Source organism: Porphyromonas crevioricanis (assembly GCF_900476255.1).
GTDB lineage: Bacteria > Bacteroidota > Bacteroidia > Bacteroidales > Porphyromonadaceae > Porphyromonas > Porphyromonas crevioricanis.
Genome location: NZ_LS483447.1, coordinates 610,308 through 627,033 on the forward strand (window position 1 = coordinate 610,308; position 16,726 = coordinate 627,033).

At 46.7% G+C, this 16,726-nt stretch carries 11 protein-coding genes; 9 read left to right on the forward strand and 2 right to left on the reverse strand.

What is annotated here, in order from left to right:
• Positions 1-261: 261 nt before the first annotated feature.
• Positions 262-525 carry an RNA recognition motif domain-containing protein gene (locus DQN70_RS02845; RefSeq protein WP_023936612.1) on the forward strand — a complete coding sequence of 88 codons (264 nt, stop codon included), beginning with the start codon at positions 262-264 and terminating at the stop codon, positions 523-525.
• Positions 526-1,466: 941 nt separating this feature from the next.
• Here the strand turns inward: DQN70_RS02845 and DQN70_RS02850 are convergent.
• Positions 1,467-4,202 carry a hybrid sensor histidine kinase/response regulator transcription factor gene (locus DQN70_RS02850; protein WP_023941423.1) on the reverse strand — a complete coding sequence of 912 codons (2,736 nt, stop codon included), beginning with the start codon at positions 4,200-4,202 and terminating at the stop codon, positions 1,467-1,469.
• A gap of 668 nt (positions 4,203-4,870) precedes the next feature.
• Positions 4,871-5,023: a hypothetical protein gene (locus tag DQN70_RS09575; RefSeq protein ID WP_161785798.1), complete on the reverse strand. Its 153-nt coding sequence runs from the start codon at positions 5,021-5,023 to the stop codon at positions 4,871-4,873.
• A 180-nt stretch (positions 5,024-5,203) separates the two neighbouring features.
• On the opposite strand from DQN70_RS09575, the gene DQN70_RS02865 reads away from it, so the two are divergent.
• From DQN70_RS02865 to cobA, 8 genes are all read left to right on the forward strand, one after another.
• On the forward strand, positions 5,204-7,255 hold the full coding sequence (locus DQN70_RS02865; protein ID WP_111759318.1) for a hypothetical protein: 2,052 nt from the start codon (positions 5,204-5,206) through the stop codon (positions 7,253-7,255).
• Between the two features lie 532 nt (positions 7,256-7,787).
• Entirely contained in the window at positions 7,788-9,335 is a 1,548-nt protein-coding gene (locus DQN70_RS02870) for a hypothetical protein (RefSeq protein WP_143742782.1), read from the forward strand.
• A 524-nt stretch (positions 9,336-9,859) separates the two neighbouring features.
• Positions 9,860-10,618 (forward strand): energy-coupling factor ABC transporter permease, encoded by a 759-nt coding sequence (locus DQN70_RS02875; protein WP_023937839.1) that lies wholly within the window; start codon positions 9,860-9,862, stop codon positions 10,616-10,618.
• Positions 10,619-10,631: 13 nt separating this feature from the next.
• Positions 10,632-10,919, forward strand: coding sequence for an energy-coupling factor ABC transporter substrate-binding protein (locus tag DQN70_RS02880; protein WP_023937840.1), 288 nt, complete (start codon positions 10,632-10,634; stop codon positions 10,917-10,919).
• A 61-nt stretch (positions 10,920-10,980) separates the two neighbouring features.
• The gene (locus DQN70_RS02885) at positions 10,981-13,068 is read left to right on the forward strand and encodes an ATP-binding cassette domain-containing protein (protein ID WP_023939256.1); all 2,088 of its coding nucleotides are present in this window, start codon (positions 10,981-10,983) and stop codon (positions 13,066-13,068) included.
• Positions 13,065-14,312: a glutamyl-tRNA reductase gene (hemA, locus tag DQN70_RS02890; RefSeq protein WP_023939257.1), complete on the forward strand. Its 1,248-nt coding sequence runs from the start codon at positions 13,065-13,067 to the stop codon at positions 14,310-14,312. The genes DQN70_RS02885 and hemA overlap by 4 nt, the downstream gene beginning before the upstream one ends.
• Positions 14,309-15,208, forward strand: coding sequence for a hydroxymethylbilane synthase (gene hemC / locus DQN70_RS02895; protein ID WP_023939258.1), 900 nt, complete (start codon positions 14,309-14,311; stop codon positions 15,206-15,208). The genes hemA and hemC overlap by 4 nt, the downstream gene beginning before the upstream one ends.
• A complete protein-coding gene (cobA, locus tag DQN70_RS02900; RefSeq protein ID WP_023937846.1) occupies positions 15,205-16,722 on the forward strand; it encodes a uroporphyrinogen-III C-methyltransferase in 1,518 nt (505 codons plus the stop codon). The genes hemC and cobA overlap by 4 nt, the downstream gene beginning before the upstream one ends.
• The last annotated feature ends 4 nt before the right edge of the window (positions 16,723-16,726 follow it).

Sequence of the window (16,726 nt, forward strand, 5' to 3'; positions counted from 1 at the left end):
TGCCAATCCAAAGATATGGCAGAGCGCAAAGTTAGTGGAATTTCTCAATTGCAAATATGAAATTGTTGCACAAGACAATAGTTTCTAATCTATAGAGTGTGGAAGAGAGAGGAGGAATTTTTTTATAGGAAGAATTGGTTTTATTGATAATTCAAAAATTATACCGTTCTTTGCAACCACAGTCTCGGAGACAAGGTACCCTAATTAAAGGAGAATAGGTATCCCTCTTCTGAGGCTATTTTCAACTTTCATCAATACAGAATGAACATCTATTTAGGGAACCTTAACTATAAGGTTCGTGAGAATGACCTCATTGGTCTTCTTGAGCAATTTGGCTCTGTAGTAGGCGCAAGAGTAATTTTAGACAGAGAAACCCGTCGCTCGCGTGGTTTTGGCTTTGTGGAAATGGAAAACGAGGATGAGGCTCGGACGGCCATAGAGCAGTTGCAAGAGCAGGAATTTATGGGGCGAGTGCTGGTTGTAAAAGAGGCCAATGATCGCCCTGAAAGACAGCCCAGAATGTAATTCGGATTAGGATTTGAATTCTCTTTCGTAAAGCTCTCTAACTTCTACTATACACATACAAGGGCAACTGCATCGAAGAGATGCAGTTGCCCTTTTTGTTTTTACTTTTTTTCTTTGATCTAAAACTGTATATCGGTGCTCTGTTGTATTTATTTCTATGTTTTATTGTTATCTCTTTGATGTGTTTTTTCTTCTTGATTTAGGGCCTTTTGAGTGTCCTTTTCTCTCTCTTTTTTGATCCCGACGGGAGCCGTTTTTTGCTAACACGGGAGAGAACGAAATTTCTCTCCTGAGAAAAAAATTGCTCTCTCCTGTGTTAGCAAAAATTCTCTCAGGAGAGAATTTTGACCCTCTCAGAATGCCCTATTCATCGATGTTTTGAGAGGGTAGTAAAAGGGCTGCAAAAGGGGAGGGGAGTCACTTCTTTATATGCTCTCTTTTTCTCTGTTTTCCTGCTTTTTTTGCAAGCAGAGAGTTTACAAAATATATGTACTTTGGAAAGTGCGAGATAGGCGTTTCTGGGCTTGACTCCATGGCTTTTTTCCTCCCTTTTCTCTTCGAGATATCTATGTTTACATGTTTAAGCAAAAAACGGGGCTATGGGCAAAAATCGATTTTTGCCCATAGCCCCGTTTAGGTGCGTTAGAGTGTGCAAAATGCAAGGCTCTAAGACAGAGGATGTGGAGTTATATAACCGAAGCCGAATGTCATGAGTAACACAGCAACTTGCGTACTATGACACACCGCTTTCGAGGAATTTACAAAGTAGTCTCGTTAAGACACTATTTTATAGCATGGCTCTTGCTGCATTACTCTCGATATTGAGGCTTGTTCGAATAAGTACGATAGCTGCACTCTCTCAGACTTCCTTCTCAATCTCTTTATGATGCTCGGGTTTAAATTGTCATTTTGGAGTCCTTGCAAAGGTCTCATTAGTGCATTCACAGCATGGATAACTGTCCCTTGCGGTAATCGGAAGGTGTAATACCATAGACATTCTTGAATGCTCGTATAAAATTGGAGTAGTCATTGAAGCCACATTGCTCAGCTGCTTCCCTCAGGCTAATTTCCGGATCATTATCCAGTAGTCGACAGACCTTTTTTATCTTGATCCGCTGGATATAAGCCATGGGGGTATAACCGGTGAGCGAGGTCATTTTGCGGTAGAATTGGCTATTACTCATGCATAGTTTGGAGGCAATAAGGCTTACATCTACCTCTTGTCGGCTGCTAAGCATCAGATAGACAGTTTCCGAAACTTTTGCCAAAAAACGGAAGTCAATATTCGTTTGTAGTCCATTGCTCTCTTTGTTCTGATCCTTACTCTCTATAATTGTCCTCGCAAATTTTTCTCGCAGCAATTTCTGTCTTTCGAGTAGTTTTTCCACTAAAGTGCGCAGTTCTTCGCTGTTGAATGGTTTGGCAAGGTAGGCATTGGCTCCGGCTTCGAGTCCTTTGATGCGATCTTCTTCGCTGACTTTTGCCGTGACCACAATGATGGGGATATGATTTACTATTTCATTGTCCCTTATCTGTTTGCATAGCTCCAAACCATCCATGCCGGGCATCATCAGATCGGAGATAATCAGGTCGGGCACAAGGCTCAATGCTTTTTCCAAGCCTTCGTTGCCATTGTGTGCATAAGAAATGGCATACCGGTCGGAGAGTTGAGAGCCGATGTAGGCGGCCACATCTCTGTTGTCTTCTACAATGAGCAAACGGCACTCATTGTCTTTCTCTCTATCGTCATCGAGAGCAGTCTTTTCCTGAGGCAATAGGGGGATATTTCTCTCTGTCTCATTGGCGATCTGCTGTTTGCTGTTGAGGTGAATAGGCAAGTCGAGATGAAATGTCGTTCCTCTGCCAATGCAGCTTTCTACGCTGATGCTTCCTCCTATGGCATCTACAATCTGCTTGACCAAGGCCAGCCCTATCCCTGAGCCGATATTCGGAGTATTGCTCTCTGCTTGATAGAAAGGTTTGAAGATATGAGCGATAGCATCTGGTGCTATGCCTGCTCCGGTATCGGATACATCGATCAACAGTCGTTTGCCTTCACAACGCATTGCCACATTCACTTTGCCGTATTTGGGGGTAAACTTGAAAGCATTGGAAAGCAGGTTGTTCATCACCTTATTTATGTAGTCCGGCACGAAGTCCATCTCTACGGCTTCTTCCGAGAAAAACTGGAGAACGATGTTGTGACTGCGTGCATATTCTCGATAGGTCTCCACGATCATAGCCAAATGTGCGCTGATATTTCCCCTGCGCCATTCGGCGCTCCCTACCGTGCTTTTCACCTTTGCTATGTCTAAGAGTTGGTTGATGAGCACAAGCAGGCTGTTGCCATGTCGCTCTATGATCCGGGCCTTCTCTCTCGTTTTGTCCGAAAGAGTTCTGTCTACTTGTAGGTTATGGCTCAACCCAAGGATAACGGTGAGTGGCGTACGCAATTCGTGTGTGATATTGGTGAAGAAACTTTCTCTCAAACGGTTCATTTCCTTCAATGCTCTATGGTTGCGGGCACGGATGCGTTGGATGTAATACATCATAGCAATGATTATAACGAGGAAGGAAAGTATCAGAACGAAGATAATGTAGCCGATGCGCCGAGTCTCACGCTCTGCTACCAACTTCATCTGTGCAGCATCTATCTGCTGCTTCTGGTACTTACGCTCGATATTTAGGCTTACATTCTGGATGCGATTCATCTTTTCTATATTTACCACACTGTCTTGCAAAGTCACAGCTCTATTGCGACACTTCAGAGCCTGTTGATAGTCTTGCTGCCGTTCGTAGTATCCGTAGTAGAGATTGTATATCTCGGCCAAATGCTCTTTCGAATTGATACGCTCGGCCACAGCCTTTGCCTGGGAGAGATACTTTAGTGTCTCTGTATTGTTGCCCTTCGTACTATGGATACCGGCCAACGCTATTAGGGGGTTGAGGGCATGCCATTCGTCTTTGGATCCCTGCATCAGCTCATAGGCCGTCTCGTATTCTTGCAAAGCTTCGTTGTGTTGGTGAGCTTTCTCGTAGAGAGAGCCGAAGTATGTATGACAGAGCGAAACACCGAGTCTGTTGCCAACCTGTTTGTTCAGATCCATCGAACGCCGGTAGTAGATCCAGGCCGAATCTGTCTGTCCTTGCTGCTCGAATATAGCCCCGAGATTGGCACAATTGATAGCCTGCCCCACTACGCTGCCTAATTGTTGCTCCCCTGCCAAAGCAAGTCGTAATACACTGTCAGCTTGCTGATAGTTACCTAAAGTCATGTAGATATTGGCCAAGCCATTGAGCGATACCACTTGATTTTTCTTGGTTGCAAAAGATTTGTCCATGCTCTCTCTGCTCAGGATCCAGGCTTGGTAATGATATTCTTGGGCTGCATCGATAACTCCCATCCTCCTATAGTCTGTCCCTATATTGTTTAGTCCTCGCACCCATTCTATAGTGTCACCGAGGGCTTCTGCCTGTTTCACTCCTTCGCTGTGGACTCGCAAGGCTTCATCGAAGCGATTCTCGTTTCGCAGAGCTTTGCCCCATTTTCGGAGAGCTATGATGCTCCCAAGGCGATTGCCTTCGTTTTCCAAACGTTTTTGCAGAGATGCGAGAGAGTCGGTTTCGTGAATGTTTGCAACACGATTTTCAATAGCTATTCGCTCTTCCGAACTCAAGGCGGAAGAATTCTTTTTTTCGCAAGATACAATGGAGAGTATATAGAAGATTAAGAATATGCTGAGTGTGCTACGAAGAATACAAAAACTCCTCTCTTCCCGAGCTATAAACTGTAGAGGAGAGCTGAAAATACCAGAGAATACAATATGCTGCGCAATTCTGTGTTGCATCTTGGATAAAGGACTTTGTAGTTTTCTTGTACACTAAATGATTGTTGTGGGCTATTCAGTAGGACCTCTCATAGCCACATTCCTTTTCTGGAGAATAAGCATGACAGATGCCGGAAACTCGATCTCAATGTTAGGAATGATACACAATCTCGTGCACAAAGGTGCAAAAGTCTTAGAAAACAACCGAATGTTACCAATTTTAGTCCAATGAGAGCAATGTAATCCGGATAGAAAACCGAATAAAAGAGTGTTGTTTCTCTGAATTCTGCTTTTGTAATAAATATTAGATCTGTCAGTTATAAGTTCCTTTATAATAGCATGATATTGTGCTTTTTATGCATGATTTTCCAAGATGTTGCCAGTCTAAGAATGAATGATTTTACTAATTCTGTGCATGATTCTCCTGATTCTTGAAGCTCTTTTGTACATAACTTCGCTTTTGGATGAAGAGGCTTCACTCCGATATCTGTTTTGGAAAATCAAGCCTTTCTGCTTTGTTATGAAAGAGTGGTATAATATTGAGCAGCAGAATCATAATGAGAGTCGCCATCATCTTGATGATAGGGAACAGCTCCTCGATACCATTCGTGAGAAAGGTGAATGTGGAGCTTGATCTCCGGATGCAGCAAAAGGAACGAGAGAAGAAGCATACCGGATACTCTCCTCAGAAGAGGTGTTGTCTGCGAGCTTGTCTGCTCAATCTTCTTTCCGTCTTCTCCGATCGATCAAAAAGACAAGCAAGAGGGGTTGGGACAATGGAGAAAAAGCTCGCACGCTCGGTTCAAAAGTAACAATCTAAGGATGAATTAAACAACTATCAAATCAACGAAATGAAACTTCAAACACTGAAGAAGATGTCCGTGGCGATAGCTACGCTCTTCGTTATGATGTTGGTCATGCCTACCATGGCAAAAGCGCAGACCGAATACCCCCTCAATATAGCAGGGGTTCGAGTAACGTCGAACAATTGTAATGACCTCTCTGTGATAGATGGTGTCAGCGGAACGGTAAAGTATGACCCGAATAGTAATACGCTCACGCTTGAGGATGCAACAATTGATGTAGGAGATGGTAAAAACTGCATTTGGGGGGGGAAAGAAGGTACATCTCTTGCAATTGTAGTCAAAGGAACATGCAAACTCTCGTCCACCACTTGGTCTGCGGTTAATCTTTGGAGGAATACAACTATTTCGGGAGATGGAGAGCTTTATGCAGAATCAATGGCGGGTTATTCGTTCAACTTGGATGAAGGGGCCACTCTTACCATCGATCGTTGTCGCGTGGATGCTAAGGGGGTGAAAGGCTTTTCGGTATTCGATCAGTCTAGCGAAGCTAAACTTGTTATTAAGAATGCAACTGTAACCGCAGAAGGTACGGAGGGTTCGATCTGTGACTTGTCATCGCTTACGCTCGAAGGTTGTAAGATCGACAAGCCGGCCGGAGCTGTATGGAATACCTCTAAGCATGCAGTCTGCGATGCTTCCGGCAATATTATCACATCGCAAGTTGTCATAAAGCCCATAGAAGAAGTTATCGAATACCCCCTCAATATAGCAGGGGTTCGAGTAACGTCGAACAATTGTAATGACCTCTCTGTGATAGATGGTGTCAGCGGAACAGTCAAGTATGACCCGAATAGTAATACGCTCACGCTTGAGGATGCAACAATTGATGTAGGAGATGGTCAAAACTGCATTTGGGGGGGGAAAGAAGGTACATCTCTTGCAATTGTAGTCAAAGGAACATGCAAACTCTCGTCCACCACTTGGTCTGCGGTTAATCTTTGGAGGAATACAACTATTTCGGGAGATGGAGAGCTTTATCTTGAATCGAATCAGACCCGTTCGATTAACTTGGATGAAGGTGCCACTCTCACCATTGATCGTTGTCGCGTGGATGCTAAGGGGGTGAAAGGCTTTTCGGGATTCAATCAGTCGAGCAATGCTAAACTCGTTATTAAAAACGCATTCGTAACTGCAGAAGGTGCGGAGGGTTCAATCTGTGAATTGGCATCACTCACGCTCGAGGACTGTGAAATCACCGAACCAGCAGGGGCAGCGTTTAACGAAAGTAAGCATGCAGTCTGCGATGCTTCCGGCAATATCATCACAAGTAAGATTGTCATCAAGCCCATAGCTAAATACCCCCTCAACGTAGCAGGGGTTCGAGTAACGTCGAAGAATTGCAATGACCTCTCTGTCATAGATGGTGTCAGCGGAACAGTCAAGTATGACCCGAATAGTAATACGCTCACGCTTGAGGATGCAACAATTGATGTAGGAGATGGTCAAAACTGCATTTGGGGGGGGAAAGAAGGTACACCTCTTGCAATTGTAGTCAAAGGAACATGCAAACTCTCGTCCACCACTTGGTCTGCGGTTAATCTTTGGAGGAATACAACTATTTCGGGAGATGGAGAGCTTTATGCAGAATCAATGGCGGGTTATTCGTTCAACTTGGATAATGGGGCCACTCTTACCATCGATCGTTGTCGCGTGGATGCTAAGGGGGTGAAAGGCTTTTCGGGATTCAATCAGTCGAGCGAAGCTAAACTTGTTATTAAGAATGCAACTGTAACCGCAGAAGGTACGGAGGGTTCGATCTGTGACTTGTCATCGCTTACGCTCGAAGGTTGTAAGATCGACAAGCCGGCCGGAGCTGTATGGAATACCTCTAAGCATGCAGTCTGCGATGCTTCCGGCAATATTATCACATCGCAAGTTGTCATCAAACCTAACACAATCGGCATTGAGCGCATCAGTCCGAACGAACCGGGTTATCGTAGCATATACAGCATCGAGGGCGTGAAGATCGATATCCCATTTGAGCAATTGCCTTCCGGTGTGTACATCGTAGATGGCAAGAAAGTACTCAAGATGTAATATTGCAATCGAGGATGGCGGTGCATTAGAATACGCAAACTGCTGTGTTACTTGCGACATTCGGCTTTGGGTTGCATACTCCGGCATGATCTCTTCAGCCTCCATCTTAGCACCTTGCATTTTGCGCATTCTAACTAACGCATCTGAATGGGGCTGTGGCAAAATTCGATTTTGCTACAGCCCCTTCCTCTCTTTGTAGCCCTTGTGTGTCTTCCATCGAGGCTGCTAACTCCTGTAACAGAAGGCCCAATTGCGACAATCTCTCTGCTTTTAGAGAGGGGTAGCGGAATTGTCTGAAACGATCCAATCTGGAAGATCGAGAGGAAAGAGGCCTTTCTGTTTTTTGCTAAGAATTTACTAACTTGCTCGCAAGGATCTCCCTTATAGGAAGAGACAAGGAAAGGCCTCTAACCGGAGAGGTAGCTCCTGACGCTATCTCCCACAGGGAGAGATTAGGAGTTCTTGCAATAGCTTCAAGAGGAAAAGGAATGAGCAAGTTCAATTGGAAACCAAGAAAAAGGAGAACGAAAAGATGAAAAGAACGATTACACTGGGATTATTTTTTGTGTTGTCTGTGTTGTTCTATGCAGTGCAGGCACAGGAGCCGAAGAATTACGGATTTGAAATCAACGGAGAAGTGATAGGCCCCGGGAATTATCAAAATATTACCACTATACCGGGAGTGAGCGGAATGATAAGCTATACCCCCGAAACCAAGGTCTTGAAGATGCAGAATGCCGAGCTTCTCAGCATTCGGAACATGGAAAATGAGGGTATGACAATACAGCTCACGGGAAACAATTCTGTCAGGACTACTCGTGAACTCGCTTTGGCTATGAATGTCTCAACCCGTATCACCGGCCATGGTACGCTGATGGCTGCTTCCAGAAACAATCCGGCCATACTTATTGCTGGTAGCAAGATGGGATCTTCTTCGGAATCGAAAACAGTCCTTACCGTAGATGGGGGCTGTACACTGACGGCTATTGGAACTCAAGGAATCTGTGGTAGAGCCGAGGACAAAGGGGGAGGTTTGATAATAGATGGAGCCACAGTAAAAGCCACAGGAGCCATGGGAGGCTCTGTCGTGGAGTTGCTGTCTTTTGAGCTGAGAGGAGGATGTGCGATTCGTCAGCCCAAAGGAGCTGTATTCGATGCAGAGGAAACTCATTCTATTGTCGATGCTCTGGGGCAAGTTGTGAAGACAGAGGTGATAATAGAGCCAATTGTAGAGGAAGAAGATTATGGTTTCTCGATTGTCGGTATCCCAATCACTTCTCTGAACTACCAGCGTATAGGAGAGATCGAAGGAGTAACGGGAAGTGTCGTGTATAATCCCCAAACTAAGGTCTTGACCTTAGATGGAGCCTCTATTCAGGCAAGTGGACAGGCCGGCATTTGGAATAGAGAGAATTATGATATGGTGGTAAGCCTCATGGGGAAGAATAAAATCGTAACCGAATCCAGAAGTTTCGGAGGGATCACTTTTTCCACAAGCGGGCGTATTACTGGCCACGGAGAGCTCGATTTGTCTGCGACTTATTCCGGGATCCTATTGGGAAAACCGACAGGACTTAGGATTGACGGAACTTGCAAGCTCGTAATATCCGGTGGTACTTTTGGTATGAGGGGCTGCAACAAAGAATTTCGAGAGAGTATAAGGATAGATGGGGCTCCATTGCTCAAAGTCATAGGCCTCGGTGGAGGCTCGATAGCAGAGCTGGGGTATCTTGGCTTGGAGAATGGATCTCAAATTTGGTTACCTCGGAATGCTCGATTTAGTGGAGAGAAGTGCGCTGTGGTAGATGCCAATGGAGAAATAGTGAAAACAGAGATTCTTATCTCCAATGTGGCTCCGGAGTCGGCAGAAAAGGTAGAGACAGAGCCGAGTATAGAGGCTTATACACACGAGGGATATTTGTATCTCACGTTGCCATGCAGAGAGACTCTCTATATATATGATTTGAGTGGTGTGTTGCTTAGTTCGGTCAATCTGTCCGCTGGAGAGCATCGTGTCGCCCTGCCGGAAAGAGCTTTTCTGTTGAGAGTGGGTGACCACATCATGAAAACTCTCGATTGATTTGCTTTTGCAGAAGAAGTCCATAAAGTTAAAAAAACGCTTTGAGGGGATGTGCAGAGCTCTCGTGTCGAGGCCTGCTCCAGAAATAAACTTAAGGTTGTTCTCCGAGGAGGGGTGTATTGGAGACTGTTGCCCTATGCAGCAGTCTCTATCTATATGTTGTGGTATTTTGCGGACAACCTTTGTGACTGGAGACTGTTGCATAATGAGACTGTTGCGTAATACGGCTTTCGCAGCCTTATTATCGACATTCGGGCTTGATTATACATGACGAGTATTTCTCTCCGCTCCTTCTTAGAGCCTTGTGTTATGCCCGTTTTGTCCAGTCTTAGGCAGGTTTGCGAGCAAATCTGCGAAACTGTTGTATGAGGCAACAGTCTCTACTGATGATTGTTTAACTTTGTGCCGGGTGTGTCCGTTTATCAAAACTTGCTCATTCGGACAATAAGACCCATTGCCACAGAGTGTGTATCTCGTGTGGCATCTGTTTAGAATAAAGCGTTGTTTATCTAATCAAGGAGTATATGAAAAGGAAAAAACTCACCGCTCGTCTTTCTATCTTGTCGGCAATAGCTCTGCTTTCCATTCAACCTGCTTCGGCTATGCACATTATGGAGGGATATATGCCTCTGGATTGGTGTGCCATCTGGTATGCACTCTCTCTTCCGTTTGTTGTGCTGAGTTTTATGTATCTGCGCAGACAGGTCAAGCGTTCTCCCCGTATTCGTATTAGCTTGGGTTTGGCCGGAGCTTTCGTGTTTGTGCTGTCTGCTCTCAAATTGCCCTCGGTGACAGGGAGTAGTTCGCATTTGACAGGTACAACTCTGGGTACTGTGACTGTAGGTCCCATGGCTATGCCTCTACTTGGTCTCATTGTTTTGCTTTTTCAGGCTCTTTTGTTGGCTCATGGCGGGATCTCCACCCTTGGAGCGAACGTCTTTTCAATGGCTGTAGCCGGCCCGTTTGTTGCTTATGCTGTCTATGTATTGTTGGGTAAGATTGGTTTTAATAAGCATGAGATGCTCAGGCACATCAATCTTTTTATTGCCACTTTTCTCGGCACTATGGCTACCTATACTACCACTTCTTTCCAATTGGCAATTGTCTATCCTGACGCTCAGAGTGGCATCTGGGGGGCGGCCATGAAGTTCCTCTCTATTTTCGCTGTTACGCAGGTGCCATTGGCTATTCTCGAGGGGATTATTACGGCACTTGTCTTCTCTATCCTGCTCAAACAGGGAGTTAAGCCTGTGCATATGATGATTGCTGACAATAATAAATAACAAGGAGAGAGCTATGAAGAATTTGTCTAATCGTATTATACTGTCTTTGCTTGCGCTGTTGGCGTTGGCTGTCCCCATTGTCGGGATTTTTGTGGATTTCGGAGGAGGTACGGATGATGCTGCCGGAGAGATGATCGGGCAGATCACGCCCGGTTTCGAGCCTTCCGATCGTAGCTTTGGTATCTCTCCAAGTGAGGAGGCCGAGCCTTGGCTTTTTGTGTTGCAAATACTAATCGGGCTTATTCTCTTTGCTATAGCTCTCTATGCATTGAATAAGAATCACAAGAGAGAGCAGCGGTAGGTGAGTAGCGAATTTCTTTCTCCCTCCAATACCGGAACGTGGGTTTCTTAAACCTAAGATAATGGGTAGCGAAGCATCCTTACTCTCTCCGTTGAAGTATCGGTTTGTACTTCTTTTTGCTCTTTGCTTTTGCGCACTGGTCGTTGTACTCATCTTGCCATCGGCCAGTTTGCTTCTGGCCATGGCTGCAGTTGTGTACTCCTTGCTACTTATTTTTAAGCGAGAGGAGTTGTCCCGTTTGAAGCATATGACCGCCGTGGCTTTTGCCTTTATCCTGCTGGGGGTATTGCCTTTGCTTTTCGGGCGCACTGCAGGTGATGACAATGCCTGGCTTTCCTGGTATGGATGGGGTGTGACGGCAGATACTTTTCACATGGCTTTGTTGGTTGGCAGTCGTTGTCTGGCTGCCTTTGGGGTCTTACTGACTTTGATGGCATTCTTCCCTATTTATATGATGGCATCGGAAATGCGGCGCATGGGTATTCCCTCCTTGTTTGTCGATCTTTTTGAACTCATATACAGGTATATCTATGTTCTTTCCGAGACTGCCGAGCATATACGCACGGCCCAGATAGCTCGCCTGGGGTATGCTTCGTGGAAGACAAGACTGCATCACTCGGCTCAACTCGTCGGGCAGACTTTGGTATTGGCCTATGACGAAGCTGATAAGATGTACAACGGACTGCTTTCTCGTGGTTATGACGAAGATGCCAGCAAAGACAAAGAAAAGAGAGATACGAGGGGCACGTCTTTGCTCCCTCAGACTGATCAACCGATCTTGCAACTCAAGGATATTTGCTACGGATACGACAAGTCGAAAGAGGTCCTTAAGAACTTCAACCTCTCTATCCCTGCCGGTCAGCGTTTGGCTATATTGGGGAAAAATGGAGCAGGAAAATCCACTCTGTTTCTTTTGCTTAATGGTATCTTCCGCCCATCTGCGGGTAGCATCCGACTTTCCGGATTAGAAGTAAGTAGTAGCGCGAAGGATTTGTCCCGACTGCGCAAAGAGGTTGCTTTGGTCTTTCAGAACTCCAACTATCAGTTGTTTACTCCTTCAGTGCAGGATGAGATTGCTTTTGGGTTGAGGAATATAGGTCTCACAGGGCAGGCTTTGCAGGCTCGTGTGGAGAAGCAGTTGAGAGATTTCGGCCTTGTGGAGATGCGGCACACCCCACCGCATAAGCTCAGTGATGGGCAGAAAAAATGGGTCGCTATAGCTGCTGTACTTGCCACGGACCCATCAGTTGTCATATTCGATGAGCCGACTTCCAACCTCGATTGTTTGTACAGCCGTAAAGTCTTTCGTTTGATGCGACAGCTAAGTCATGAGGGGAAGACAGTGATTCTCTGCACTCATGATATGGATTTGGCATATGAGTGGGCCGAGAGGATCGTGGTGCTGCGCAAGGGAGAGGTTTTGGGCGATGCTACTCCTTCGGAGATTTTTGCCGACACTGCTTTGTTGCACGAAACGCATCTGGATACACCACGTATGCTCCGCTGTAGCCTGCAGTCGAATACAATTCCTCGGCCGGAAGACTTACCCGGGAGCCCACAGTGTTACTTACCTCTTTTTATACACAGTGGAGCCGTCCGAGCTCTTATTGTTGGCGGAGGCCGTGGGGCTGCAGCTAAGGCTTCTACACTCACAGCTTGCGGATTGCAGACTGATGTTATTGCCACTGAGGTGTGTCCGGATATTCGTCGTTTGAGCGAGGAGAATCGGATAAGCCTATACCTGCGATCTTTTGTACCGGGAGATACACAGCCTTACCGCTTGGTTGTAGCTGCAACGGGAGACAGTCGGCTCGATCATGCAATTTGTCGTGAAGCCGCTGATCACTCCTCCCTGTATGCAATGTTGAGTGACCCGGATCGCAGTCTGTTTCATTTCGCAGCCACAGGGCAGCGTGCAGGGATTGAGATCGCTGTGCACAGTCGGTATAGACTGCCGGAATTATCCGCAGGATTAAGAGACAAAGTGCTAACTTCGTTACCCATTTCTCTCGACGATAGATTGGAAGAGTTGGGTTTGCTTCGAGCCGAATGGATACGAAGCAAATCACAAGATGAAGCATTGGCCCGGTCACTAAGACTGGCTTATGAAAATAAAGTGAAGAGTTTTATAGATAGTATTACGCTATGATAGGTCTCATAGGGATCAACCACAATACAGCCCCAGTGGAGGTTCGTCAGCAATTTGCCCTGTCTCCGGCCGAAGCCTCGGCCTTTGTAGATGGACTGGTGCAGATGGGGCAAATCTTGGGAGCGATTGTTCTTTCCACTTGCAACAGGATAGAGGTCTATTTTGAACATGAAGGATCCGACCCTGCGATTGCAGAAAAGATCAGCGAACGCTTGCGCACATTCAAGAAGATAGACTATCCCACAACCCAGTATGTATACAGCCATAGGGGAGAGGAGGTGACATTGCACCTTTTCCGTTTGGCTGCCGGTCTGGAGTCTATGGTGGTCGGTGAGACACAGATTTTGGGGCAGCTCAAAGATGCTTTTCGGCAGGCTAACGACAACAGCCAAAGTACTTCTATGCTTTCTCGCCTTTTTCATAAGGCTTTTGAAACAGCCAAAATTATTCGCACGGAATTTATCGTATCCTCCACACCTATCTCGGCAGGTTCGGCTGCCGTAGAGATGATGGACGGCTTGCAGGGAGTGGAGCGTGATATGCCGGTTCTTATATTGGGAGCCGGGCAAATGGCCGAAACGATTCTTTCGGCTTTGAGGGCAAAGGGCTATTCTCAGGTGAAGATGTACAACAGGACTCGAGAGCGGGCAGCCAAAATGGCGGCATTGCACGGTATATCCTATTATTGTGAAGGGGAGTTGCACAAAGCTCTCGCAGCCTCTCGGCTTATTTTTGTGACCACCTCTGCCCTTACCCCTATTGTGACCCGAAACGAGATGTCGGCAAGAGACCGGGATGTCTTTCTTTTCGATATGAGTGTGCCACGCAACATCGAGCCAGAGGTGTCCGATCTGCCATTCGCCCATGTCTACACCATAGATGACCTCAAGAGAGAGAATTTAGGACAAGATGTGCAAGCTCTCGATCATATCGCTATAGAGCGATGTATCTCTGAGAAAACCAAAGAGTTTTCTTTCTGGGTAGAGGCTTCGCAGTTGCGAGGGATTATAGGCCGGATCCAGAGCGTGAGCAAGATGTTACTTGAGAAAGAATTGAACAACCTCCCATCGGCTATACCGGCAGAACAAAAGTCGCTGATCGAGGAGCATGACGAACATTTCCGCATCACACTCTCTACTGCTGTCATCGCCGCATTGAAAGAAATTACTTCCGATGGGCGAAATATGAAACATGCCGATGCGATCAATGCCCTCTGTCGGGCAATAGAAAAAAGAGAGGCATGAAAGAACATCTTGTGATAGGTACAAGGGGGAGTCGCTTGGCTCTCAAACAAACGGAGATGGTAGTCAAGGCTCTCTCTCTTGCCTTCCCCGGGCTGAATTGTTCGGTGCGGGTTATTTCTACCCGTGGCGACAGAGATCTGGAGATGTCTCTCAGTGGTCAGCTCACCAAAGGTCTTTTTACGCAGGAGATAGAAGCTGAACTTCTGGATGGGCGTATCGACATGGCTGTACACAGTCTCAAAGATTTGCCAGTAGAATGTTCCCAAGGGATTTGTATCGGGGCTTACCTGAAACGCGCTCCAGTGCAGGAGGCTTGGATCGGCCCTGCTCCTCTTGAGCGAATGCCGGCAGGGAGTATTATCGGTACTTCCAGCCCCAGGCGGATTGCCCAGTTGCAACGCGCATATCCGTCTTTGCACACCAAGCCTATCCGAGGGAATGTGGAAACACGTATTGCCAAGCTGCGTGCCGGTGAGTTTGATGGAATATTGATGGCTTGCGCAGGTATGCTTCGGCTTGGATTGGAGGATCAGATCACCGAGCGGATACCGACCTCTACGATTGTCCCGGCTCCGGGACAGGCTGCAATAGCAGTGCATCGGAGAGAGAATGACCTGGAGACAGATCTGTTGTTGAGCGCAATCAATCATCAAGATACAGAGCGAGAAGTTGTCACCGAGCGGACTATTCTTTCGGCTCTGGGAGGGGGGTGTGCAATCCCTCTCGGCTGTTATTGTCATTATTCAGGTCAGGACAAACGGTATACTGTGCAGGCTTTCCATGCCGGTAGTAATGGAGCCGAAGCTGTCTATCTGGAGGAGTGTTTTTCTGAGGATGACTATGAACAAAGTATACGACAGATCGTACGTAAACTCAAAAGAGAAGCTACCTTATGATACAAAAAGGGAAAGTCTATCTGGCAGGAGCCGGCCCAGGAGATCCGGGTTTGCTTACTCAGCGTACAGCCCGGCTGTTGGCAGAGGCGGATGTTGTCGTCTACGATGCTCTCTCCAATCTCTCTTTGCTGGAGAATTGCAGGCCGGATGCAGAATTGATATCCGTTGGAAAACGTGTCGGCAGGCACTCTCACAGTCAAGGAGAAATCAATGAGATCCTTGTTCAGCAAGCAAAAAAAGGACTGGCGGTTGTCCGGCTCAAGGGGGGTGACCCTTTTGTTTTCGGTCGGGGTGGAGAGGAGATGCAAGCCCTCAAAGCGGCTGCCATCCCTTATGAGGTTATCCCCGGGGTAACTGCCGGAGTGGCTGTGCCGGCTTACTTCGGCATCCCTGTTTCTCACAGAGGTTTGTCTACGACCGTCACTTTTGTTACTGGCACGACCAAGGAAAACAGAGAGCCGGACTTGGATTGGCAGGCGTTGGCTAGTTTGAGAGGTACGATTGTTTTTTATATGGCTACTCGAATGGCTCCTGTGATCAGTAGCAAACTGATAGAGGCTGGAATGCCTGCTGTGACACCCATGTGTATCATCAGTCGAGGAACTTTGCCTCAGCAGCATATTCTCAAAGGAATGATAGCAGACTTCACAGCCGAATACACCGATTATGAGCAGTTGTCTCCCGGTTTGATCGTTATTGGAGAGGTAACCCGATTTGCTGAGGATTATGCTTGGCATTCATCTCTGCCATTGGCCGGGAAGACTGTCCTTGTGACTCGCTCTTTGGCTCAAAGCTCCGTACTGGCCGATAAACTCAGAGAAGCCGGAGCCGAGGTGTTGCTGTTCCCGACAATTTGCATTCGTCCCAAAGATGATTTGACGGAGCTGCAAAGAGCCATTGAGCATATTGAGACTTATCACTGGTTGGTATTCACTTCGGCCAATGGTGTAGAAATCTTTTTCGATAGACTCCATACTTCGGGGTATGACTCTCGCATCTTGCATCATTTGCGATTCGGAGCTGTCGGCAAGGTGACAGCAGAGGCTCTCCGTTCTTTCGGGATACGGGCAGACTTTATCCCACAAACTCATACCGGAGAGGCTTTTGCTCGTGAACTTTCTGCTCGGGAGAGCTTGTCCGGTCTGCGTGTGCTGATTCCCGGTTCGGCTCTTTCTGGAGAGATTCTCCCTTCTTTGTTGGAAGAAAGTGGTGCAGTCTGTGAGCCGATTGCTATTTATGACAATTTGCCTATGGACTACCCAGAGCAACAATTGAGGCTCCTCACAGCTCATCCCTTAGACTATATCACATTCTGCAGCTCTTCGGCAGTGGATAATTTCTACCGCCTGATAGAGCGATACGGCTTGCAAGAATGGATCTCATCTGCCCGCACTGCTGTCATCGGTCCGGTCACGGCAAAGACCCTCGCCAAGTATGACCGGCAAATTGATATAGAAGCCCCAGAGGCACATATGGATGCATTGGTGCAAGCTATTATAGGTAATGACAACTAATTCA

Excerpts from the sequence above, each read along its gene's own strand:
- DQN70_RS02845 (WP_023936612.1), top strand. The coding sequence starts at position 262 with ATGAACATCTATTTAGGGAACCTTAACTATAAGGTTCGTGAGAATGAC.
- DQN70_RS09575 (WP_161785798.1), bottom strand. The coding sequence starts at position 5,023 with ATGCTTCTTCTCTCGTTCCTTTTGCTGCATCCGGAGATCAAGCTCCAC.
- DQN70_RS02865 (WP_111759318.1), top strand. The coding sequence starts at position 5,204 with ATGAAACTTCAAACACTGAAGAAGATGTCCGTGGCGATAGCTACGCTC.
- DQN70_RS02870 (WP_143742782.1), top strand. The coding sequence starts at position 7,788 with ATGAAAAGAACGATTACACTGGGATTATTTTTTGTGTTGTCTGTGTTG.
- DQN70_RS02875 (WP_023937839.1), top strand. The coding sequence starts at position 9,860 with ATGAAAAGGAAAAAACTCACCGCTCGTCTTTCTATCTTGTCGGCAATA.
- DQN70_RS02880 (WP_023937840.1), top strand. The coding sequence starts at position 10,632 with ATGAAGAATTTGTCTAATCGTATTATACTGTCTTTGCTTGCGCTGTTG.
- DQN70_RS02885 (WP_023939256.1), top strand. The coding sequence starts at position 10,981 with ATGGGTAGCGAAGCATCCTTACTCTCTCCGTTGAAGTATCGGTTTGTA.
- hemA (WP_023939257.1), top strand. The coding sequence starts at position 13,065 with ATGATAGGTCTCATAGGGATCAACCACAATACAGCCCCAGTGGAGGTT.
- hemC (WP_023939258.1), top strand. The coding sequence starts at position 14,309 with ATGAAAGAACATCTTGTGATAGGTACAAGGGGGAGTCGCTTGGCTCTC.
- cobA (WP_023937846.1), top strand. The coding sequence starts at position 15,205 with ATGATACAAAAAGGGAAAGTCTATCTGGCAGGAGCCGGCCCAGGAGAT.